Origin of the sequence: Streptomyces sp. NPDC007971, assembly GCF_042958635.1 — a bacterium.
GTDB lineage: Bacteria > Actinomycetota > Actinomycetes > Streptomycetales > Streptomycetaceae > Streptomyces.
In genome coordinates this window covers 39,867-62,213 of record NZ_JBIBJK010000009.1, presented here as the reverse complement: position 1 = coordinate 62,213, position 22,347 = coordinate 39,867, and the positions used below count along the sequence as shown (strand labels likewise).

Genomic DNA, 22,347 nt, shown 5'->3' with positions numbered 1-22,347 from the left:
ACACGCCATCCCGATGAATCGCACAGCGTCCAGGGCGCCGACCGTGGAGAGGAGGACAAAGGAGAGGACCGGAGCCGACAGGAGAAGGAGGACTGGCACGGAAGGTGAGGACGGTGACGCGCAGGTGGAGGAGCCGGCCGCGGAAGGCGATGAGGCCCGGACGCGGAAAGCGGTGAAGCCCGGACGCGGAAGGCGGGGAGGTCCGGACCGGGTGCCGACCAGGTTCGCGGGACGACTGCGAACGGGGCCCTCCCCTGAGCGGATGGGCGGGCGGGCCCCGTTCGCCGGACCATTGTGGGCGTCGCGCGAAAACCCGGGGACGTGTGAACGCCGGCCGTGTGACGCGTGCGGCGCGCACCCCGGGTGCCCGCCGCGCACCCCGCACGCGGGGCGCTCCGGGCCCCCCGTTCTCCGCGCGATGGCGCACCCCCGTAGCCGCGCGCCGGGGTGCGCATCCGCCACGGCGCGCCGTTCGGGGCCCCGGTCGGCCTACCCCGCCGTCCTGCGGGGATACTGGAAGGTACACCCGTCCCCATCAGCAGATTGGCCCATGTCGAACACCGCCACCGACCACGCTGCCATCCCGCAGACCCTCTGGGCGGCCCGCGGCCGTCACACCGGCCACGCGGCCGAGGACGTCGTCCGCCGCACGCTGGCCCGGCACAAGGAGAGCGGGGACATCGACGACTTCGCCGAAGCGCCGGGCTGCGAGGACGCGACGCACCGGGTCTTCGAGGCGCGCTGGCGGGCCGACGGCACGGTGACCGTGCGGGCCCGGCTCACCCTCGAAGCCGGGCAGGGCCGGCCACAGGACCAGCCCCGGCCGAGCACGCAGGACCAGCCACAGGCGAGGCAGTGGACGCTCGTCGCGGAGGCGGAGCGCCCGTGGGACGACTCCTGGCCCTCCCCCGCGACCCTGTTCTGGCCCGCGGCCGGAGCCCCGCAGGACGACGACGGCGCCTGGGACCACCACCCCACCGTCACGGGCCTGCGCTTCCGGCAGGTCAACGCGCTGCCCGAGGACGACAAGGAGATGCGCCGACGGCTGCGGGACGCCGCGCGCGACGCCTGGTGCGTCAACCTCGTCGTGCACGAGGCGATGACCCCGGACGAGAGCGGCCGGCTGCCGCTGGCCGGCCTGCTGCCGCCGGGACTGCGGCACCGCGTGGTCGAGCACCGGGCGGCGCCGCCACAGCTGCGCGCCGTCAACTACGCGCTCAAGGACCTGGGTGTCGAGGTGCCGCGCGGCGGCGCCGTGCTGCTGCCCCCCGACCCCGCCCCGGACGGCTACGACGGCCGGGAGCACAGCGTGCGCAGCGTCTTCCTGGACGGCTCCGAACCTGGCGCGATCATCACCGCCCTGCGGCACTTCGTCGCGCTGCCCCGGCCCCTGCCGCAGGGCGCCGCCGAGGCGCTCGCGGACCTGCGCGAGAACTGGGCGCTGCTGACCCTTCAGGAGGAGCTGGAGCAGCAGCGGCAGCTGGCCACCATGTACGCCGAGGCGCTGGAAGCCATGACGAAGTCCCGGGACCTGTACCGGGAGGCCGCCGAGCAGGCGCACCAGGCGCTGGCCGCCTACCGCGACACGCCCCCTCCCGCCCTGCCCCACCAGCAGCAGCAGTCCGTCACCCGCACGCCCACCGCGCTGCGGCAGCTGACGCGGACGTTCGAGCGGCTGAGGTTCGCTCCGAAGGGAACCCGCCCGGAACCCGGCCCGGACGGCTCGTCCGGCGACGGGGGCACGGACTCCAACGGCCCGCAGGACCGGCCGTCCTGACCCGCCCGGCGGGGGAACCCTGCCGCGCGGCGGCTCGGGCCGGGTGGAACGGGAAGTGGGACAGCAGTCCGGGTAGAACGGAAAGAAGGGGTGGAGGGAGAGGCCGGCAGGCAGCCCTGCCCGTTCCGTCCGCCGGGCAGGAAAGCGCCGCGTCCGCCGGGCAGGAAGAGGAGGCCGCATGGATTCCACCGCGACCGTGCTGGTGATCGCCGTCGTCGTTGTCGCGGCGGCGCTGCTCGCCGTCGCCGTCGGCCTGCTGGTCCGGCTGGTACGCGCCCGGCGGACCCTGCAACGGGCCGGGCTGCCGACGGGACCGCGCTGGGTGTTCTGGGGTGCCGTCCTGTATCTGGTGCTCCCCACCGACCTGCTGCCCGACCCGGTCTACCTGGACGACATCGGCGTCCTGCTCCTCGCCCTGCGCAGTCTGCGCGCCGCCCGCCCGCTGCCGCCCGAGATCCCCGAACCGTAACCCGCACTGGCTGCCTTCCAGGACGGTGCTCCGGTACCGGGCTTCGACCTGGCCAACTCGCCCGCCCGGCTGCGCTCGCTCGATGTCAGGGGGCGCACCGTCGTCCGGAGGACCACGGCCGGCACGGCCGGGGCGCCGGCCGTCGCGGATGCGCGGCTGCTGCTCTGCGCGAGTTTCGTGGTGGCCGGGGCGACCGCCGCGGCGCTGCGGCGCGCCCGGCCGGACACGGTGACCTTCGTGGTCACCGGCGACGGCGGGCGGGCCGAGGAGGATCTCGCCTGCGCCGAGTACATCGCGGCCCGTGTCGGCTCGGACGGCGTCGATCCCGCGCCGTATCTGGAGCGTGCACGGCGCTCGGAGGCCGCCGCGCAGCTCGCCGAGGGTGTGCGGCTGGGCTGGGCCGGTGTCCACCGCGAGGATGTGCCGATGTGCCTGGAGGCGGACACCTTCCCGTTCGCCATGGCGGCCGCCCGCTCGGACGGTCACCTGGTGCTGCGCCCCCTGGACGCGGCGACGGCGATCTGACTCAGCGCTCGTCGCGCCGGTAGGGGTTCACCATGGCGATGGCGACGAGCAGCACGGCCACGGCCGTCAGCGCGGCCGCCGCGGCCGCCGTACCGGCGAGCCAGGGCGGGGCCAGGGCGGCGACGCGCAGCCGGGCCGAGTCCGGCAGGGTGAACCGGCTGCCCAGCACCGGTCCGGCGGCGAGCGCCGCCGTCAGGCCGAGGGCCACGGTCGCCGCCGGCAGCCGCACGGGGTCGACCCGGACCAGGAGGGCCAGGGCCAGCAGGACGCAGAGCCCGGAGGCGACGAGGGTGGCTTGCAGGCCGGCCTGCGACAGGTCGGCCCAGTAGCGCGGCGCGTGGGCCACACCGCACAGGAACACCATCAGCGCGGCGGCGCGGGCGACCCGCACGGGAGCCTTCGCGGGCTCGTCCTCAAGGCCCCTCAGGACGTCCCTCCGGCTGTCCTGCGGGCTGTCGGGCCGGCTGTCCTGCCGGACCAGGTCGGCTGCCGGGGCGGTGGGTGCGGTGACCGGTCGTGAGCCGCCGGGCTCCGCGACGACGGCTGCGGGCGGCACGCCGACGGGACCGGCCGCGACGACCGGAGGGCGCAGCACGGGCTCGGACACCACCGGATGAGCCACGATCGCGTGAGGCACCACCGTATGTGGCCCGTCCGCACGTGGGACCTCCCTATGTGGGACCTCCGTATGTGGAGCATCCCTATGTGGGACCTCCGTATGGGGAACCTCCCTCTGTGGCAGCTCCCTATGTGGTGCCTCCCTGTGAGGAGGCACCGCACGGGCCGGCGCCGAGTCGGGCACCGCCGGGGCGGGCCGCACCGGCTCGGGCGACGCGGCCTTGGGCGGCACCGGCTCGGGCGCCACCGGCCTGAGCGGCACCGTGTCGGCCAACGCCGACTGCGGCTGCATCGTGTCGGGCGACGCTTGCCGCGGCCGCACCGTGTCGGGCAGCGCCTGCTGCGACTGCGCCGTCTCGGGCAGCGACCCCTTCGGCTGCACCGTCGTCTGTCCGGTCCGGCCGGTGGCCATGTGGGCGATCAGCTCGGCGAGTTCCTCCACCGGCCGGTGGACGGCGGCCGCCTCGACGACCGTACGCGCGCAGTGGCGCTCCGCAGGGGTGCGCCGCATCAGCTCCATGAGCCGGATGACGTCCTCCAGGGACCGGCCCTCGGCGGCGGCACGGATCACCGCGTCGGCGCCGGCGGCGTCCCGGGGCGGCTTGGTGAGGAGGGCGACCAGGTGGGTGACGTCCTCGACGGACCGGACCACGCCGACCGCCCGCAGCGCGTCGGACATGGTCCGGGCGTACTCGGGCGAGCCTTCGAGCAGGGTGAGGAGCCGGACCACGTCCTCCAGGGGACGGTCGGCGAAGGCCGTGTGGACAAGGTCGCGCAGCGGGTCGCCCGGGCCGGGTTCGCCCTCGTGCGGGGCTTCGGGGCTCCGCTCGGGGGCAGGCGCGGTCCGGCTCCGGAGGCCGGGAGGCGACAGGCCCACGCCCTGGTCGGACTGCGCGGGCGGGGGGCTGGCCCCCTGGCCGGACGGTGCGGGCGGCGGGCCGGCGCCGTGATCGGACGGCGCGAGCGGCGGGCGGGTTCCCTGGTCGGACGGCGCGGCCGGCGGAGCGGCGGCGCCGACTGTGGATGCGGCGAACGGGGCGGCGGCTCCCACGGCCGAGGATGCGGCGGGAGGGGCGGCGGCACCTTCGACGGACGGGGCGGAGGACAGGGCGGCCGGCGGAGCGGCGGCAGCGCCGGCTGTCGACGCGGCGGACGGAGCGACCGCACCGCCGGCCGAGAATGCTGCGCAAGGGGCGGCGGCAGCGCCGGCGGGCGGGTCGGGCGGTATGGCGGAGTCGCCGTAGGAACCAGGGAACGTGGAGGGGGTGGTCATCTGGGCTCCTGAGGAAGGGTGCGGCCGCACCAGCGCCCCCGCGTGCTGCGCGCGCCGATTCGCAGTCCATTACGCCATTACGCAGTCCATTACTAGGAGCGCCCGCAGGGCCCGGCAACCCGGGTGAGGCAGAGGTGTGAGCCGGGACCGGCCTCTTCTCGCGCCCAGGTGCAATCCGCCGCCAAGGTGGCGCATTCTTGCTGTGTCATCCACCCGGTGGTACGCGGGACGAGGTAGGGCCCATGGCTGGGAGCGGGGAGCAGGCGGTCCGTCCACGGACCCGGCTGGCCGCGCTGCTGGTCGATGCATCGGCCGGCGCACTCGGCGCGGGCCAGGGGCATGTGGCCGGCGTGTACCTGCGGTCCAGCACCCCCGGCCTGCTGCGCCTCGCGGTCCTGCTGGGACTGCCCGGCGCGCTGTTCCGGCCCTGGTGGCGCCTGCACGTGGCCCGGCCCTTCCCGGTGGCCGACGCCTACCGCCTCGGCATCCAGGTGGTGCTGCCGAACGCCACGGAGACGGTGCGCCGGTATCCCCAGTTCGCAGCGGGGCTGCCCTTCCCGTTCGGGTCGGTGCACGTGCCCGTGCCGGGCTCGGCCGAGCCCTTGGGCGTGCTCACGGTGCTGGGCCCGTCCACAGCGGACGCGATGGACGAGCCGGTGGACCGGGAGCTGCTCGCCCGGCTCGCCGAAGGGCTCGGGGCCGAACTGCTCGGCCTCGCCGACGGGGACGAGTCGGCGGTGGCCTGGGACGCGGAGCCGCTGTGTGTGCGGCCGCCCGCCATCCGGCCGGCCAAGGCCCGACTGGGCCGGTTCACCTGGGATCCGGTGACCTCGACGGTCCATGCGGACGACCGGCTGTATGCGCTGCTCGGCCTCGGGCCGGACGAATTCGCGGGGACCGGCCCGGCGCTCGCGGAGGCGGTCTCCCCGTCCGAGGCGGAGCCGATCCTGGCGGCCCTGCACGAGACCGCCGCCGGCAAGCCGCCGCCGGGTCCGCTGTGCCTGCGGTCGGGTGACGGCCTGCTGCGGCTGATCGACCTGAGCCCGGGGCCGGTTCCGGCGGCGGGCGGCGCGCCGCCGGTGGAGGGAATCGTCCTCGACCCGGGGCCGGCCGCGTCGGCGGACGGTGCGGCCGATCTGCTCCCGCAGGGCGTGTTCTGCATGGACCGGCTCGGCGTCGTCGTGTACGTCAACGCGGCCGCGGCCCGGCTGACGGGCCGGGAGCGGGCGTGGCTGCTCGGCCGCCCCGTGGGCGAGGCCATGCCGTGGCTGACGGGGCCGCCGTACGACGACCACCTGCGCGGCGCGCTGCTGTCGGGCGAGCCGGTGCACTTCCACGTCCGCCACCCGGTTCCCGGACCCGGCGGGGGCGACTGGCTCGCCCTGTCGGCCCATCCCGGTCCGGACATGCTCACCTGCACTCTCGTACCGGCCAGCCGCATGGACACCTCCGTGGAGGAGCCGGCTCCTGCCGGTCCCGAGCCGCACGTCCCCGAGGAGGCCGTGACCGGGGATCCGTCGATGACGCCGCTGTACCGGCCCATCGCCCTCGCCATCGCGCTGACGGACGCGGTGACCGCCCGGCAGGTGTCGGCGGTCGTCGTGCAGGAGCTGCTTCCCGCGTTCGGCGGGCGCCGTCTGGCCATCTACCTGCTCCAGGACCGGCACCTGTACCTGGCCTGGGAGACCGGCTTCCCGCAGGGCTTCCTCGCCCCCTTCGAGGGGGTCAGTCTCGACGCGCACCTGCCGGGCGTGGAGACCCTGACCACCGGCCGCCCGCTCTTCTTCGAGTCGATGCAGCAGCTGGACGCCACCTATCCGGGCATACCGCTGGACGCCGAGGAGGGGGCCCGTGCGTTCCTGCCGCTGATCTCCTCCGGCCGGCCGGTCGGCTCGTGCATCCTCGGCTTCGAGCGTCCGCGCAGCTTCAGCACCGAGGAGCGCACGGTCCTCACCGCGCTGGCCGGACTGATCGCGCACGCGATGGAGAAGGCGCAGCGCTACGACACCGAGGCCACGCTCGCCCGTGGTCTGCAGCAGGCGCTGCTGCCCCACCGCCTGTCGGCACACCCCCAGGTGGAGACGGCGGGCCGCTATCTGCCGGGCACCCAGGGCATGGACGTGGGCGGGGACTGGTACGACGTCGTGGAGGCCGGGGACGGGCTCGCGCTGGTCATCGGCGACGTACAGGGCCACGGGGTGCAGGCGGCGGCCACCATGGGCCAGCTGCGCAGCGCCGTACGGGCCTTCGCACTCGGCGACCGGCCGCCCGACGAGGTGATGAGCGGGACGAACCACCTGCTGATCGACCTGGACCCGGGACAGTTCGCCAGCTGCTGCTACCTGCGGCTGGACCCCGCCACCGGACGGGCCCGGGTGGCCCGGGCGGGGCATCCGCCGCCACTGCTGCGCAGCGCCGACGGACGCACCCGGGTGCTGGACATCCCGGGCGGTGTCGTCCTCGGCGTCGATCCGCGGGCCCAGTACCCGGTGGCCGAGCTGCATCTGGAGCCGGACGCGATCCTCGCCCTGTACACGGACGGTCTCGTGGAGCGGCCCGGCGCCGACATCGACGACGGCATCACCGCACTGCGTCTGGCGCTGGCGAAGGCCGGTGCGGCCGCCGGACGCAGGGGCGGGCGTTCACTGGCCGGGGTGGCGGACCGGCTGACGTCGACCGCCCGGCATTCCACCGACCGCCCCGACGACGTGGCGCTGCTGCTCGCCGCCCTCCGCCGGGCGCCCGGGTACCGCCGATGACCGGGGCGCGCCGCCGGACCCGCGGGCCGTCACCCCGTACAACGGTCTCGCCTGACGGGGCCGGGCAGTGTAGACATGGCCTCATGGTCCGTCTGCCCGCGCGGCCCACGACCCGGCCGCTCCGTCGTTCCGGGCACCCGCGCGCAGGGACGGGCCCCGGGCAGGCGGAGCCGGGCGGGGACGGCGGCAGGCGTGGTGTGCTGCGCTCGGCGGTGACCGGGAGCAGCGTCGCCGGGCAGGTGTTCGTCCTCCAGGTCGTGATCGTGCTGCTGCTGATCGTGTCGGCCGTGGTGGCGCAGGTGCTCCAGGTGCGGCACGACAGCAACACGGAGGCGCGCAACCGCTCCCTCGCCGTCGCCGAGACGTTCGCCCATGCCCCGGGCACGGTGGCCGCGCTGGCCTCGCCGGATCCGACGGCGATCCTGCAGCCGAAGGCCGAGGCGGCCCGCAAAACCTCCGGCGTGGACTTCGTCGTCGTGATGAACACCGACGGCATCCGCTACACCCACCCCAAGCCGGACCGCATCGGCAAGAAGTTCGTCGGGACCATCGCCCCGGCCGTGGCCGGGCACACGGTCGTCGAGCAGATCAACGGGACGCTCGGCGAGCTGGTGCAGGTCGTGGTGCCGGTGAAGGACGCCGACGGCAAGGTGGTGGGCCTGGTGTCGGCCGGAATCACCACCGCGCACGTGGGCGGGACCGCCAAGCAGCAACTGCCGCTGCTGCTCGCGGCGGCGGCCGTCGCGCTCGCGGTCGCCCTCGGCGGCACGGCCCTGATGAGCAGACGGCTGCTGCGGCAGACGCACGGCCTGGGCCCGTCCGAGATGACCCGTATGTACGAGCACCACGACGCGGTATTGCACGCGGTCCGCGAGGGCGTGCTCATCGTCGGCGGCGACGGCCTGCTGCTGCTCGCCAACGACGAGGCGCACCGCCTGCTCGACCTGCCGGTGGACGCCGAGCAGCGGCATGTGCGGGAGCTGGGTCTGGACGACGAGACGGCCGGGCTGCTCTCCTCCGGGCGGATCGCGACGGACGAGGTGCACCTGGTCAAGGACCGGCTGCTGGCCATCAACCAGCGCCCCACCGATCTGCGCGGCGGCCCGCCCGGCAGCGTCACCACCCTGCGCGACTCCACGGAGCTGCGCGCGCTGTCGGGCCGTGCGGAGGTGGCGCGGGAGCGGCTGAACATGCTGTACGACGCCGGAGTGGGCATCGGCACCAGCCTGGACGTGAGCCGCACCGCCGAGGAACTCGCGGCGCTGGCCGTGCCCCGGTTCGCGGACTTCGCCACCGTGGACCTGTTCGACGCCGTGCTGAGCGGGGAGGAGCCCAGGCCCGGGACCGCGCTGCGCCGGACGGCGTTCAGCGGTATCCGCGAGGACGCCCCGCTGTACCCGGTGGGCGAGCGCATCCGGTTCGTGACGACCTCGCCGCAGGCCCGGAGCCTGACGACCGGGCAGTCCGTCGTCGAGCCCGTGCTGAGCGAGGCGCCCGGCTGGCTCGCGCAGGACCTGGAGCGCACCGGGCAGGTGGTGGACTCGGGCATCCACTCCCTGATCACCGTGCCGCTGCGGGCGGGCAACCTGGTCCTCGGTGTGGCCAACTTCTGGCGTTCGCAGAAGCCGGAGCCCTTCGACAGCGAGGAGCTGGCTCTTGCCGAGGAACTGGTCACGCGGGCTGCCGTGTCCATCGACAACGCCCGCCGCTACACCCGCGAGCACAGCATGGCGGTGACGCTCCAGCGCAGCCTGCTGCCGCGCTCCATGCCGGAGCAGAGTGCCCTGGAGATCGCCTACCGCTATCTGCCGGCGCAGGCCGGCGTGGGCGGTGACTGGTTCGACGTGCTGCCGCTGTCGGGTGCCCGGGTGGCCCTGGTGGTGGGGGACGTCGTGGGCCACGGGCTGCACGCGGCGGCGACGATGGGCCGGCTGCGCACGGCGGTGCACAACTTCTCGTCGCTGGACCTGCCGCCCGACGAACTCCTCTCCCTGCTGGATGAGTTGGTGGGGCGGATCGACCAGGACGAGACCCCGGACGACGGGGCCGCCGCGGTCACCGGTGCCACCTGCCTGTACGCGGTGTACGACCCGGTCTCCCGGCACTGCACCATCGCCCGGGCCGGCCATCCGCCGCCCGCTCTGGTGCATCCCGACGGCCGGGTGGAGTTCGCGGAGGTGCCGGCCGGTCCCCCGCTGGGCCTCGGGGGGCTGCCGTTCGACACGGTCGATCTGGAGCTGGCGGAGGGCAGCCGGCTGGTGCTCTACACCGACGGCCTGGTCGAGGACCGGGACCGGGACATCGACATCGGTCTGGAGCTGCTGTGCGACGCCCTGCGCCGGGCGCCGGGCGCCTCGCCCGAGGACACCTGCCGGTCCGTGCTGGAGCGGCTCCCGGCCCGGCCCAGCGACGATGTCGCGCTGATCGTGGCCCGTACCCGGGTCCTCGGCGGCGACCGGGTCGCCGAGTGGCAGGTGCCGTCCGATCCGGCGGCCGTCTCCCAGGCACGGGCCTTCGTCGCCCGCCGGCTGGCAGAGTGGGGCCTGGAGGAGCTGTCGTTCTCGACGGAGCTGATCCTGAGCGAGCTGGTCACCAATGCGATCCGCTACGGGCGCGGCCCGATCGGCATACGGCTGCTGCGCGAGCGGACCCTGATCTGCGAGGTCTCCGACCGCAGCACGACCTCCCCGCATCTGCGGTACGCGGCGAGCACCGACGAGGGCGGCCGGGGCCTGTTCCTGGTCGCGCAGATCGCGGACCGCTGGGGCACCCGTTACACCCCCGACGGCAAGATCATCTGGGCCGAGCAGCCGCTGCCCTGAACGCGCGCACCAGGGCAGTGCGGGGCCCCGGCCGAGCAGTCCGCGCCGGCGCCCGCCCGGGGCGGGCGCGCTCGGGGCGGGCGCGCTCGGGGCGGGCGCGCTCGGGGCGGGCGCGCTCCGCCGGGAACAGCCGTCCAAGCCAGGCGGTCAGCCCAGGGCCCGGTCGAGGTTGAAGGCGGCGCTGATGAGGGACAGATGGGTGAACGCCTGCGGGAAGTTGCCCTGCTGCTCACCGGTACGGCCGATCTCCTCGGCGTACAGGCCGAGATGGTTGGCGTAGGTGAGCATCTTCTCGAAGGCCAGCCGGGCCTCGTCGAGCCGGCCGGCCCGCACCAGGGCCTCGACGTACCAGAAGGAGCAGATGGAGAAGGTGCCCTCGTCGCCGCGCAGGCCGTCGGGGCTGGCCTGGGGGTCGTAGCGGTAGACGAGGGAGTCGGAGACCAGGTCCTCGGTGAGGGCGTCCAGGGTGGACAGCCACTTGGGGTCGGTGGGCGCGATGAACTTGGCCAGCGGCATCATCAGCACGGAGGCGTCGAGCACGTCGGCGTCCTCGTACTGCACGAAGGCGCCCCGGCGCTCCGACCAGCCGTGGTCCATCACCCGCCGGTAGATCGTGTCCCGTGCCTGGCGCCAGCGGCGATGGTCGGCGGGCAGCCCGCGGTGGTTGGCGAGGCGGATGGCGCGCTCGATGGCGACCCAGCACATCAGCCGGGAGTACAGGAAGTTCTTGCGGCCGCCGCGGGTCTCCCACACGCCCTCGTCGGGCTGGTCCCAGTGGTCGCACACCCAGTCGACCAACTGGCACACATCGTCCCACTGGCCGCTGGAGATGGGCTGCGCCCACTTGTCGTAGAGGTAGATGGAGTCGATCAGGGCACCGTAGATGTCGAGCTGGAGCTGGTCGGCGGCGGCGTTGCCGACCCTGACCGGCGCGGAGCCCAGGTGCCCCTCCAGGTGGGGCAGCTCGCGTTCCGGCAGGTCGGCGCGGCCGTCGATGCCGTACATGATCTGCAGCGGTCCGGAGGCGGCGCCGTCGCCGGGGCTGATGTGCGTGGTCAGGAACTTCATGAAGGCCTCGGCCTCTCCGCTGAAGCCGAGCCTGAGCAGCGCGTAGACGGCGAAGGCGGCGTCGCGCACCCACACGTAGCGGTAGTCCCAGTTGCGCTCGCCGCCGAGTTGCTCGGGCAGGCTGGTGGTGGGCGCGGCGACGATGGCGCCGGTGGGGGCGTAGGTGAGCAGCTTCAGGGTGAGGGCGGAGCGGTGCACCATCTCGCGCCAGCGGCCCCGGTAGCGGGACTGGTGAAGCCAGGTGCGCCAGTAGGCGACGGTGGTGTTGAACTCCTGCTCGGCCTCGGCGTGGGCGCAGCCGCGCGGCATCACCTCTGCGCCGAGCTGGTCGAGGGCGAACACGGCTGTCTCGCCCTCGCTCAGCTTGAAGTCGGCCCAGGTGTCACGGCCGTCGTGCTCCACCACGACGGTGGAGGTGAGCGACAGGGACCGGTCCGGGGACTCGAAGACGACCACGCCGTCCACGGACCGCAGCGTGTGCGGGTCGGCGCCGTAGTTGAAGCGCGGCGCGATCAGGGCGCGGAACGGGACGGTGCCGCGGACGCACACCACGCGGCGGATCAGCCGGTGCCGGCGCACCTCGCCCGACTTGTCGCAGCAGACGGGCATGAAGTCCTGCACCTCCCCGACGCCGTCCTCGGTGAAGAACCGGGTGATCAGCACGTTGGTGTCCGGGAAGTAGAACTGCTTGGTGCGTGCCGGTACGGACGCGGCCAGCTCGAAGCGGCCGCCGCGCTCGGCGTCCAGGATGGCCGCGAAGACGCTGGGGTCGTCGAAGGACGGGCAGCAGTACCAGTCGATCGTGCCGTTGGTGCCGACCAGGGCGATGCTGCGCAGGTCCCCGATCAGGCCGTGCTCGGCGATCGGCAGGTAGCGGGTGCTTGCGGACGACTGCTGGTGGAAGGGCATGCCGGCCATGTGAGGCCTCCGCGGTTGCGAGGTGCGGGCTCTTTTCCAGCTTAGGGGCGAGTGCTCGGCGGCGACGTGGGCAGACGCTCCTCGACCCGGCCCCGAGGCGCCCTCCGGATGCAGGGTGCGCCGAGGCGGGGAATCGTAAGAACGTGCCCCGTTCGGCGGCACCGGCACGGATGCGGTCATCCGGACCGAGGAGGAGGCATCATGTCGACATCCACACCCGAAGAGTCCCGGTCGTCCGACGACCACTGCACCCCGGACGCCCTGCTCCACTCCGCCCCCGCGAGGGACGTCACCCCGGAGGACCTGGTGATGGCGGCGGGCAGGGACGTCACCCCGGCGACCCTCGACTGGGCGCGCCGCAAGCTGGAGACCGAGGGCCAGGCGGCCGTGGAGAAGCTGCTGCCCTAGGGCGGTCCGGGAAGCGTCGAGGACACCGAAGGGGAGGCGTCGGGCAGGGCGCGCGCCGTTCGCGCCGGGGCACGTCCGTCCGGCGTCCTGTCCTGTCCGCGCGGGGAGGGCACAGGCCTTCCGCAGGGCACCCGGCGGCTGACACACTCCGGAGGATGCCCGACTTTGACGTGCTCGTGATCGGATCAGGACCCGGCGGGCAGAAGGCCGCCATCGCCGCGGCCAAGCTCGGCCGCCGGGTCGCCGTCGTCGACCGCCCCGACATGCTCGGCGGGGTGTCCCTGCACACCGGCACCATCCCCTCCAAGACCCTGCGCGAGGCCGTCCTCTATCTGACCGGTCTCACCCAGCGCGATCTGTACGGGCAGAGCTACCGGGTCAAGGACGACATCACCGTCGCCGACCTGACGGCCCGCACCCGGCACGTGGTCGGCCGGGAAGTGGACGTCGTGCGCAGCCAGCTGGCCCGCAACCAGGTGGCCGTGTTCTCCGGGACGGGGCGGTTCACCGACCCGCACACCGTGGCCCTGCGCGACGAGGCCACCGGGAACGAACGGCTGCTGAGCGCCGGGCACATCGTGATCGCCACCGGCACCCGACCGGCCCGCCCGGACAGCGTGGAGTTCGACGGGCGCACGATCATGGACTCGGACAACGTGCTCTCACTGGAGCGGGTGCCGCGCTCGATGGTGATCGTGGGCGCCGGCGTGATCGGGATGGAGTACGCCTCGATGTTCGCCGCGCTCGGCAGCAAGGTCACCGTGGTGGAGAAGCGGCCCGGCATGCTGGACCTGTGCGACGTCGAGGTCGTGGAATCGCTGAAGTACCACCTGCGGGACCTCGCCGTCACCTTCCGCTTCGGGGAGACCGTCGCGGCGGTCGAACGCCATGCGCGGGGCACGCTGACCGTGCTGGAGAGCGGCAAGAAGATCCCCGCCGACACCGTGATGTACTCGGCGGGCCGCCAGGGCCTGACCGCCGGACTCGACCTGGAGAGGGCGGGGCTCGCGGCCGACCCGCGCGGCCGGATCAGGGTGGACGAGCACTACCGCACCGAGGTGCCGCACATCTACGCCGTCGGTGACGTCATCGGGTTCCCGGCGCTCGCGGCGACCTCGATGGAGCAGGGCCGGGCGGCCGCCTACCACGCGTGCGGGGAACCGGTCGGGCGCATGCACAACCTCCAGCCGATCGGCATCTACACGATCCCGGAGATCAGCTTCGTCGGCCGCACCGAGGACCAGCTCACCGAGGACTGCGTCCCCTTCGAAGTGGGCATCGCCCGCTATCGGGAGCTGGCCCGGGGCCAGATCATCGGCGACTCGCACGGCATGCTGAAGCTGCTGGTCTCCCCGGTGGACCGCACGCTGCTCGGCGTGCACTGCTTCGGCACGGGTGCCACCGAACTGATCCACATCGGCCAGTCCGTGATGGGCTGCGGCGGCACGGTCGACTACCTGGTCGACGCTGTCTTCAACTACCCGACGCTGGCGGAGTCGTACAAGGTGGCAGCCCTGGACGCGACGAACAAGCTGCGCCAGATCGACCATCTCGGGGACTGAAGCGACCATCTCGCGGGCCGAGGGGGCTGAGGGGCCTGCGGCACGGCAGGCGGCAGGCGCAGGCGGCAGGCGGCAGGCGGCAGGCGGCAGGCCGAGCCTCTCGGGGGGCGCGGTGAAGGGTCCCGGCCGGCCGGGGCCGCCCGCACCGGCCGCACCCCACAACCAGTGCGGGCCGCGGCACCCGCGACAACCAACAGCTCAGCGCAGGTTACCGGTTGGTCATCTTGAAACCGCAAGGAGTGACGCTATAGTCACACCGCACGCACGGTGACCGTTCGCCGACGCCCGGCAGCACGGTGTGTCCACCGTGCCCTCGGCACCACCCCTTGCCACCGCTCCCTCCCTTCTCCCGGCCGGCCGCCGACCCGAGACCACCCCTTCCTTCGGGTTCGAGGCGGGCCCACCCCCCACCCGTACGCCGCCGGGCAGGCCGCCGTCCGTGCGCCGTGCACAACCGGAAAGCGGCACGACCATGAGCAACCTCAGGGGCAGAGGCCTGCAGGCCAACGTCCTCGGCACGTTCGACACCGTGGTGATGGCCGTCGCCGGCAGCGCGCCGGCGTACTCGCTCGCCGCGACCACCGCCGTCCTCGTCGGCGCGGTGGGACTGGCCAGCCCGGCCGCCCTGCTGTACTGCGCGATACCCATGCTGGGCATCGCCCTGGCGTTCAGCTATCTCGGCCGGATCGACGTCAACGCGGGCGCCAGCTACTCCTGGGTGGGCCGTACGCTCCACCCGTTCCTGGGCTTCATCAGCGGCTGGGCGCTGGTGATCTCGGCGACCATCTTCATGGTGGCCGGTTCGCTGCCCGCAGGATCGATGACCCTGTCCCTCTTCGACGCGGGGCTCGCGGACAACACGGCGCTGTCCACGGTCGTCGGCGCGGCGTGGTTCCTGGTCATGCTGGGCGTGGTGCTGGGCGGCGCCCGGCTCACCGTCCGCGCCCAACTCCTCATGTCCGGAGTCGAGTTGGGCATTCTCGCGCTGTTCGCGGTGCTCGCCCTCTTCCACTCCCACGACGCCCGCCCCTTCGACTGGTCCTGGCTGGGCTTCTCCCACTTCGACGGCACGGGCGGATTCGCGTCCGGGGCGCTGATCGCCGCCTTCTACTACTGGGGCTGGGACGTCACCAGCAACCTCAGCGAGGAGACCCGCAACAGCCGCCGCACGACGGGACTGGCCGGTCTGATCGGGGTCGGCATCGTCTTCCTGCTGTTCGAGGTGTTCACCGTCGCGGTGAACGTCATCCTGTCCTCGAAGCAGATCGAGGAGAACGACGCCAACGTGCTCGCGGTGCTCGGTGAGGAGATCTGGCCCGGCTGGGGCGGCAAGCTGCTCATCGTGTCCGTGATGCTGTCCACGATCGCCACGCTGGAGACCACGCTCATCCAGGTCACCCGCTCGCTGTTCGCGATGGGCCGCGACCGCACGATGCCGTCCGCACTCGGCCGGGTGCACCGCGCCTGGAACACACCGTGGGTGGCGATCGTGGTGGTCGGCGCGGTGGCCCTGGTGATGTTCATCGCCTCCAACGCGCTCGGCTCGGTGGGCGACATCCTCGCCGACGCGATCGCGGCGATCGGCCTGCAGATCGCGGTCTACTACGGCCTGGCCGGCCTCGCGGTCGTCGTCGCCTACCGCAGGATGCTGCTGAAGTCGGCGTCCAACTTCGTCTTCGGCGGACTGTGGCCGCTGCTCGGCGCCGTGTTCATGTTCTGGATCTTCGTCGAGTCGCTGGGCGACCTGAGCGGGGCGGCGATCGCGATCGGCATCGGTGGACTGGCGCTCGGGCTGGTCCCGATGCTCTGGTACTGGCGGCAGGGCAGCGACTACTACCGGCCCGCGAAGCTGGATGCGACCCGCACCGTCGAGGCGGAGTACGTTCCCGACGGCGCCGCGGTGCCGTCGCGGCTGCACGAGGGTCTCCCCACCGACTTCTGAGGGAGCTCCCGATGGCGCGAGACCGATTCACGCCCGATTTCGACCCCGACTGCGGAGACGCACCGCTCACCTCCGCCCGGCAGGACATCGTCATCGGCCGCTGGCAGGGCCTGAGGGACCTGCTGTGGGTCACCGGCGACGACTGGACGCTGCGCGGCCACCGGATACGGCTGCTGGCGCAGGCCTGCGCGGGCAGTTCGACGGTGGAATCGTGGCTGGCCGCCGAACCCGGCAGCGCCGACGCGCAGGTGCTGCGCGCGGCGACCGAGACCGCCCGGGCGTTCCATGTGGCCATCACGGCCGGGCGGGGCGTGCCGATCGACCGGGACCGCATCGACAGCGCGGTCCTGGCCTGCCTGCACGCCACCGACGCCTGCCCCGAGGACCCGACGCCGTGGGTGTCGCTGATCTCGGTCGCCCGGCTGTATCCGAAGGGCGTACGCCGTCAGGAACTGGCCCGCTGGTGGGACGAGTTGCACCGCCGGGACCCGTACGGCGTGGAGGCCCATCTCCAGGTGCTGCACTACTACTCGGCCCGCTGGCACGGCACGCACGGCCTGATGTACGACTTCGCCCGGGACGCCGCCGGGGTGGCACCGCCCGGCTGCCCGCTGCCGGTGCTGGTGCAGTACGCCCGCGTCGAGGAGTACCGCTACGCCCTGGACGGTGCCCGGGGGCAGCACGGCTCGGTGGGCCTCGGCCAGCACTGGGACCACGACGGTGCGGTCAACGACGTACGGCGCACCTGGGAGCGCTGGGTGCGGGCCCGCCCGCCGGGCGGTGTGGCCCCGACCGAGCTGCGGGACCTGAACCACCTGGCGCACGCGGCCTGTCTGGCCGGCACCCCGGACCTCGCCGCCGCGCTGCTGCGGATGCTGGGCCGCCGCGTCAGCCGCACCCCGTGGTCGTTCACGGGAGACCCGGAACAGCAACTGGGCAAGTGGCGCAGGGAGTTGGGGGTGCGGGCCTAGCCGCGGGCCGAGGTGAGGCCGGGTCCGGGGACGGCGTGATCCCGACGGGCCGCGGGGAGTACTGGCGTCTACGCCGAGGGGAGCGACGCGAGGACGCGGGCATGGCCGCCAGACGATGCGGCTCGTCGAGCAGGACGGGACCGTTCTTTGCCTTGCCGGCCGAGCACCGGTGGGACCGAGGGCCGGGGGTGACCCTCCTCCCTGACGCCGCCCACCTCGCGGCCCCCAACGGTGAAGGCGCCAACCTGGCCATGCTCGACGGCGCCGAACTCGGCAAGGCCCGCGCCGCGAATCCCGACGACATCGAGGCCGCGCTCACCGAGTACGAACAGGCCCTCTTCGCCCGCAGCACCGAGGCAGTCACTTTTGACGGCACCGAGGTGCACGGGATCGACTCCGAGAACAACACAGCCCAAGCCATGCTCAAGATGATCACCGAGCAGGGGTGACAAGCCACCCTTGGGCCGAAAACGCCGAGCCCGACCTGATCCGCCCGGACAAGTCCTAGTCGGCGGGTCCCTCGGCCAGGCCCGCGGTCCACTTCTCCTCGATGCGGCCCGTCCTCCACACCAGCAGGGCGATGGCCCAGGTGGCGAAGAACAGGCCGACGATGACGAAGCCGACCGTGTTGAGGTCGAGGCCCTCGATCCAGTCCCAGAACGCGCCGTGCAGGCCCAGCCTGCCGGCGAGCAGACCGAGGAGTTCGACCGTGCCGATGATCAGGGCGACGGCGACCGACAGGCCGGTGATGGTGAGGTTGTAGTAGACCTTGCGGACCGGCTTGGAGAAGGCCCAGCCGTAGGCGAAGTTCATGAACGAGCCGTCGATGGTGTCCAGCAGGGACATGCCCGCCGCGAACAGCACGGGCAGGCACAGGATCGCGTACCAGGGCAGGCCGGATGCGGCACCGGTGCCGGCGAGGACGAGGAGGGCGATCTCGGTCGCCGTGTCGAAGCCGAGGCCGAACAGCAGGCCGAGGGGGTACATCTGCCAGGGCTTGGTGATGGAGCCCGTGACCCGGCCGAGGAGGCGGTTCATGAAGCCGCGGTTGTTCAGGTGCTGCTCCAGGGCCGCCTCGTCGAAGTCGCCCGAGCGCATCCCGCGGAACACCTTCCAGATCCCGGCCAGGATGACGAGGTTGATACCGGCGATGAGGTAGAGGAAGGTGCCGGAGACGGTGGTGCCGATGAGGCCGGTGACCTCGTGCAGGTGCGAGCCGTCGTCGCGGACGGGGCCGGCCAGGCTCTTCATCCCGAGCGAGAGCAGCACGGAGAGCCCGAAGACGATGCTGGAGTGGCCGAGCGAGAACCAGAAGCCGACCGACAGCGGCCGCTGCCCCTCGCCCATCAGTTTGCGGGTGGTGTTGTCGATCGCCGCGATGTGGTCGGCGTCGAAGGCGTGCCGCATGCCGAGCGTGTACGCGGTCACTCCGATGCCGATGCCGAACGCCGCCGGTCTTCCGTCGGATCCGGTGCCGGCGCTGAGATGCTGCGGTGCGACGATCCCGGCCAGTGTGCCCCATCCGATCACGTGCAGGGCGAGGACGAAGGCGGCCATCCCACCGACCCTGGTCCACTCCTGCCGCGTCATCGAGCCGCGGACGCGGTGCCAGGCCGAGCGCTGCGCGTCGGCCCGGGCGGGGAGGGAGGGAGCGGAACCAGGGACGGCCGTCATCGGGAGGGTGTGTCCTTCGCTGCCGGGTACGGGCACGGCTGCGCTGGACAGCCTCGTGCCATCTTCCCGTACTTGCAACTCATGTGCAGTAAAGCCCGCGGCAGGCCTTCCCCATGGGAAGGGAAAGGCCGTGCTCCCGGGGGCGGTTCAGGCGGACATCAGGCCCCGGCCCAGCCAGTCCTTCGGGTCCCGTACACCGGGCAGGGCGAAGAAGTAGCCGCCGCCGGTCGGGGAGATGTAGTCGACCAGGGGCTCGTCGATCAGCCGGGTCTGCACGGCCTCGAACTGGCGCTGGACGTCCTGCTGGTAGCAGCAGAAGACCAGGCCCATGTCGAGGTTGCCGACGTTGTCCACGCCCCGGTCGTAGTTGTAGCCCCGGCGCAGGATGCGGGAGGCGTCGGTCCGCGGGCTGCGCGGGTTGGCGAGGCGGATGTGGGCGTCCAGCGGGATCGCGGTGCCGTGCGGATCCTTGGCGTAGTCGGGGGCGTCGGTCTCCCTGGCGCCGTCGAGCGGGGCGCCGGTGTCCTTGCGGCGGCCGAACATCTTCTCCTGCTCGCTCAGCGAGACCCGGTCCCAGAACTCGACCAGCATCCGGATGATCCTGACGACCTGGTAGCTGCCGCCGGTGGCCCAGGCCGGCTCGCCCTGTCCGTCGCCCACCCAGATGAGCCGGCCGGTCTCGCGGGCCGAGGTGACGTCCGGGTTGGCGATGCCGTCCTTGAAGCCGAGCAGGTTGCGCTGGGCTCCGGTGGGTCGCGGGGCGTTCTGGAAGCCGTCGATGCGCCACTTGATCTGCATGGCTCCGCGGGTGTGCCGGGCGATGTCGCGCAGCGCGTGCAGCACGGTGTCCTGGCTGCCGGCGCACAGCTGGAGGGAGAGGTCGCCGTGGCACTCGGCCGGGTTCAGGTTGTCGTTGGGGAAGGTGCGCATCGGGGTGAGCCGGGCGGGCCTGGCCCTGGCGAGGCCGTAGCGGTCGTCGAAGAGGGAGGCGCCCACGCCGACGGTGACGGTCAGGGAGTCCGCGGGGACCTCGGGGCCGAGGATGCCGTTGTCGGAGGGCGGCGCGCCGACGCCGAGGTCGGTGGGCGCGCCGCCGGAGGTGAGGAAGCGGGCCCGCTCCGTGATGGTCCTGAGCAGGTCGGCGAGGCCCTTGCGGTCGTCGGCTATGACGTCGAGCGAGACGAAGGTGGCGGCGGCCGGTGCCGGGGTGACGATCCCGGCCTGGTGGGCGCCGTGGAAGGGGACCTTCGCACCGCTGTCCGCGCCCGCGCCCTCGGCCCGCGCGGTGCCGCCGCCCTCGCCGAGCGCGAAGCCGCCGCCGGCCAGGACCGCTCCGGCGGCTCCGGCGCCCAGCGCGGTCCGCACGAAGGAGCGGCGGGCCGGGCAGGCGGGGGTGTCGGCAGAGGACATCGGAGGGTTCCCTTCGGGGTGCGGGTGCTCGGGGTGCGGGTGCTCGGGGGCCGGGTGGGCGGCGGTCATCAGGCCGACTTCCTGATCTCCAGGAGGTCGGGCACCGGGGCGAGGTCTTCCAGCAGCTGTCCGGTGGCGCCGTCGATACGCTGGCGGTCGGCGGCGGCGAGCCTGTCGACCGGGGTCCAGGTGCTGCCGTGACGGGCCGCGTCGAGCAGCTTCTGCACCCGGGCGATGTCGGCGTCGACGGTCGGGAGGAGACCACGCGCGCGGGTGGCCAGCAGCGGCCTGAGGACGGTGAGCAGCTCCCGGGTGCCGGCGAGGTTGGCGTCGGCGGTGCCCAGGCCCGTGCCGCTGCCCTGGTCGGTGTCGCCGGTCAGCTCGAACTGGAGGGTGTTCTCCAGGATCTCGTGGGCGCGCAGCGGAAGGTCGCCGGGGTCGAAGGCCTGGGCCGGGAAGGCCTTCTGCAGTCCCGCGGCCGCGTCGGCGAGCTGCCGGGCGGGCGCGCGCAGGTCCTTGGCCGGCTCGCCGTGCCACAGGCCGTGCTCCAGGCGCAGGAAGCCGGTGAAGTCCTTGTCCCGGACGCCTCCCGGCAGTCCGTCGGGCCGCCCGTCGATCTTCTGGTCGAAGTCCTCGAAGGTGCCGTAGGCGGCGCCGAGGGAGGCGTAGGTGCGGTGGGCGGTCAGCCAGTGGGTGCGGGCATGGTCGAGGTGGCCGCCCTCGATGTCGTGGTCGAGGGTGCGGGTCTGGCCGACGAGGGTGGCCAGACCCTTCCCGACGTACGTCTTGTACGCCGCGAGGGGGGCGGCGAGGTCCTGCGCGGAGACGGGGACGACCGGCTTGGCCGCTCCGCCGCCGTGGACGCTGACCGGCTTGGAGGTGACGGCCTTGCCGCCGGTGGGCACGCAGCGCCAGGCGTAGGTGCCTCCGGCGACCGTGGCGACCAGGTCGCGGGTGGTGCCGGGGGCCAGGCCCTCGATCTCGCCGTAGACCGCGTTGCTGGCCGGGTCGACGAGGTAGACCTCGGACGTCCTGCCGCCGGTGTTGTGCATCTGGAAGGTCTGCCGGCCGGGCTTGGGTGCGGTGAAGCCCTTGCCGCACTCGGTCTCGGAGACGACGACGGTCTGGTCGCCCGCGGGCTTGGGACGGGCGAGGGCGACGACGAGGCCGGCGAGCACGGCGGGGACGGTGACCACGGCGGCCGGGATCACCCATACGGGCCTGCGGCGCTGCGGGCGGGCCGCCTTCGGCCCGGGTTCCGGCCGGTCGGCGGCGGCCCGGGGGGCGGTGGCGCGGACGCCGCGGACGAACAGGGTCATCACGACGGCCAGGTAGGAGAGGTAGCCGGCGACCTGCAGCCAGGTCATGGCCGGGGTCAGGTTGAAGACGCCCTGGACCAGCGTGCTGTACCAGGAACCGGCGTCCACGCCGGAGGACAGGTCGACCGCGAAGGCGGTCCTGCCGGGCAGCACCCCGCCCTCCTGGAGGTCGCGCAGGCCATAGCCGAGGACGCCGGCCGCGATGACGATCAGGACGGCGCCGGTGGCGGTGAAGAACCTGGTCAGGTTGATCTTCAGGACGCGGCGGTACAGGCCCCAGCACAGGCCGGCCGCGAGGACCAGGCCGACGGCCGCGCCGGTCAGCGGTCCGGCCGACTCGCCGGCCGCGCGGGCGGTGGTCCACAGGAACAGCGCGGTCTCCAGCCCCTCGCGGCCCACGGCGAGGAAGGAGGTGAGGATCAGTACGCCGGATCCCATGGCCAGCGCGCCGGTGACCTTCTCCTTCAGCTCACCGGAGAGGGTGCGGGCCGAGCGGCGCATCCAGAAGACCATCGCGGTGACGAAGGCCACGGCGATCACGCTGAGGACGCCGCCGAACGCTTCCTGGGCGGTCTGTGTGAGGGAGGCGGCGGTGAAGGTGAGGACCGCGCCGAAGCTCATGGCCAGGGCGATCGCGGCCAGGACGCCGGTCCACACCTGCGACAGCCGGGAGCGGGCCCCGGCCCGCACGAGGGTGGCGATGAGTATGGAGACGATGAGTCCGGCTTCGAGTCCCTCCCTCAGCCCGATCAGGAAACTCGGAAACGCGTCGTCCCACATGCCCTTCTGCCCCTCCCACTTAGTGAAGGCATGCCTTACCTTCGCGGACCAT

At 73.2% G+C, this 22,347-nt stretch carries 13 protein-coding genes and 2 pseudogenes; 11 read left to right on the top strand and 4 right to left on the bottom strand.

Annotated elements, in window-relative coordinates:
* Positions 1-550 precede the first annotated feature (550 nt).
* The 6 genes and pseudogenes from ACFZCP_RS20115 to ACFZCP_RS20090 all read left to right on the top strand — a co-directional run bounded on the left by ACFZCP_RS20115 (position 551) and on the right by ACFZCP_RS20090 (position 10,243).
* On the top strand, positions 551-1,777 hold the full coding sequence (locus ACFZCP_RS20115) for a hypothetical protein (protein ID WP_391428407.1): 1,227 nt from the start codon (positions 551-553) through the stop codon (positions 1,775-1,777).
* 178 nt (positions 1,778-1,955) lie between these two features.
* Positions 1,956-2,246 carry a YkvA family protein gene (locus tag ACFZCP_RS20110; protein WP_362690092.1) on the top strand — a complete coding sequence of 97 codons (291 nt, stop codon included), beginning with the start codon at positions 1,956-1,958 and terminating at the stop codon, positions 2,244-2,246.
* A gap of 6 nt (positions 2,247-2,252) precedes the next feature.
* Complete coding sequence (locus tag ACFZCP_RS20105; protein ID WP_391428946.1) at positions 2,253-2,771, top strand: 2-phosphosulfolactate phosphatase; 519 nt, start codon at positions 2,253-2,255, stop codon at positions 2,769-2,771.
* A 701-nt stretch (positions 2,772-3,472) separates the two neighbouring features.
* A pseudogene (locus ACFZCP_RS20100) lies at positions 3,473-3,538 on the top strand (hypothetical protein); the annotation flags it as partial.
* 1,366 nt (positions 3,539-4,904) lie between these two features.
* A complete protein-coding gene (locus tag ACFZCP_RS20095; RefSeq protein ID WP_391428404.1) occupies positions 4,905-7,421 on the top strand; it encodes a SpoIIE family protein phosphatase in 2,517 nt (838 codons plus the stop codon).
* 83 nt (positions 7,422-7,504) lie between these two features.
* The gene (locus ACFZCP_RS20090; RefSeq protein ID WP_391428402.1) at positions 7,505-10,243 is read left to right on the top strand and encodes a SpoIIE family protein phosphatase; all 2,739 of its coding nucleotides are present in this window, start codon (positions 7,505-7,507) and stop codon (positions 10,241-10,243) included.
* 147 nt (positions 10,244-10,390) lie between these two features.
* Here ACFZCP_RS20090 and ACFZCP_RS20085 read toward each other — a convergent pair whose 3' ends face one another.
* Positions 10,391-12,229, bottom strand: a complete 1,839-nt coding sequence (locus tag ACFZCP_RS20085; protein ID WP_391428400.1) for a glycoside hydrolase family 15 protein — start codon at positions 12,227-12,229, stop codon at positions 10,391-10,393.
* Between the two features lie 201 nt (positions 12,230-12,430).
* Between ACFZCP_RS20085 and ACFZCP_RS20080 the strand changes: the two genes are divergently transcribed.
* The 5 genes and pseudogenes from ACFZCP_RS20080 to ACFZCP_RS20060 all read left to right on the top strand — a co-directional run.
* Positions 12,431-12,637 (top strand): hypothetical protein, encoded by a 207-nt coding sequence (locus tag ACFZCP_RS20080; protein WP_361121291.1) that lies wholly within the window; start codon positions 12,431-12,433, stop codon positions 12,635-12,637.
* 155 nt (positions 12,638-12,792) lie between these two features.
* On the top strand, positions 12,793-14,199 hold the full coding sequence (gene sthA, locus ACFZCP_RS20075; RefSeq protein ID WP_391428398.1) for a Si-specific NAD(P)(+) transhydrogenase: 1,407 nt from the start codon (positions 12,793-12,795) through the stop codon (positions 14,197-14,199).
* Positions 14,200-14,671: 472 nt separating this feature from the next.
* A complete protein-coding gene (locus tag ACFZCP_RS20070; protein WP_391428396.1) occupies positions 14,672-16,141 on the top strand; it encodes an amino acid permease in 1,470 nt (489 codons plus the stop codon).
* 11 nt (positions 16,142-16,152) lie between these two features.
* Positions 16,153-17,112, top strand: coding sequence for a hypothetical protein (locus tag ACFZCP_RS20065; protein WP_391428394.1), 960 nt, complete (start codon positions 16,153-16,155; stop codon positions 17,110-17,112).
* Between the two features lie 140 nt (positions 17,113-17,252).
* Positions 17,253-17,561, top strand: a pseudogene (locus ACFZCP_RS20060) (FAD-dependent monooxygenase); the annotation flags it as partial.
* A gap of 55 nt (positions 17,562-17,616) precedes the next feature.
* Here the strand turns inward: ACFZCP_RS20060 and ACFZCP_RS20055 are convergent.
* From ACFZCP_RS20055 to efeU, 3 genes are all read right to left on the bottom strand, one after another.
* A complete protein-coding gene (locus ACFZCP_RS20055) occupies positions 17,617-18,786 on the bottom strand; it encodes a HoxN/HupN/NixA family nickel/cobalt transporter (protein WP_362690123.1) in 1,170 nt (389 codons plus the stop codon).
* Positions 18,787-18,933: 147 nt separating this feature from the next.
* A complete protein-coding gene (gene efeB / locus ACFZCP_RS20050) occupies positions 18,934-20,196 on the bottom strand; it encodes an iron uptake transporter deferrochelatase/peroxidase subunit (RefSeq protein WP_391428391.1) in 1,263 nt (420 codons plus the stop codon).
* Positions 20,197-20,264: 68 nt separating this feature from the next.
* Positions 20,265-22,295 (bottom strand): iron uptake transporter permease EfeU, encoded by a 2,031-nt coding sequence (efeU, locus tag ACFZCP_RS20045; protein ID WP_391428389.1) that lies wholly within the window; start codon positions 22,293-22,295, stop codon positions 20,265-20,267.
* Between the last annotated feature and the right edge of the window lie 52 nt (positions 22,296-22,347).

Excerpts from the sequence above, each read along its gene's own strand:
- ACFZCP_RS20110 (WP_362690092.1), top strand. The coding sequence starts at position 1,956 with ATGGATTCCACCGCGACCGTGCTGGTGATCGCCGTCGTCGTTGTCGCG.
- ACFZCP_RS20095 (WP_391428404.1), top strand. The coding sequence starts at position 4,905 with ATGGCTGGGAGCGGGGAGCAGGCGGTCCGTCCACGGACCCGGCTGGCC.
- efeU (WP_391428389.1), bottom strand. The coding sequence starts at position 22,295 with ATGTGGGACGACGCGTTTCCGAGTTTCCTGATCGGGCTGAGGGAGGGA.
- ACFZCP_RS20080 (WP_361121291.1), top strand. The coding sequence starts at position 12,431 with ATGTCGACATCCACACCCGAAGAGTCCCGGTCGTCCGACGACCACTGC.
- ACFZCP_RS20085 (WP_391428400.1), bottom strand. The coding sequence starts at position 12,229 with ATGGCCGGCATGCCCTTCCACCAGCAGTCGTCCGCAAGCACCCGCTAC.
- sthA (WP_391428398.1), top strand. The coding sequence starts at position 12,793 with ATGCCCGACTTTGACGTGCTCGTGATCGGATCAGGACCCGGCGGGCAG.
- ACFZCP_RS20065 (WP_391428394.1), top strand. The coding sequence starts at position 16,153 with ATGGCGCGAGACCGATTCACGCCCGATTTCGACCCCGACTGCGGAGAC.
- ACFZCP_RS20070 (WP_391428396.1), top strand. The coding sequence starts at position 14,672 with ATGAGCAACCTCAGGGGCAGAGGCCTGCAGGCCAACGTCCTCGGCACG.
- ACFZCP_RS20090 (WP_391428402.1), top strand. The coding sequence starts at position 7,505 with ATGGTCCGTCTGCCCGCGCGGCCCACGACCCGGCCGCTCCGTCGTTCC.
- ACFZCP_RS20055 (WP_362690123.1), bottom strand. The coding sequence starts at position 18,786 with ATGACGGCCGTCCCTGGTTCCGCTCCCTCCCTCCCCGCCCGGGCCGAC.
- ACFZCP_RS20115 (WP_391428407.1), top strand. The coding sequence starts at position 551 with ATGTCGAACACCGCCACCGACCACGCTGCCATCCCGCAGACCCTCTGG.
- efeB (WP_391428391.1), bottom strand. The coding sequence starts at position 20,196 with ATGTCCTCTGCCGACACCCCCGCCTGCCCGGCCCGCCGCTCCTTCGTG.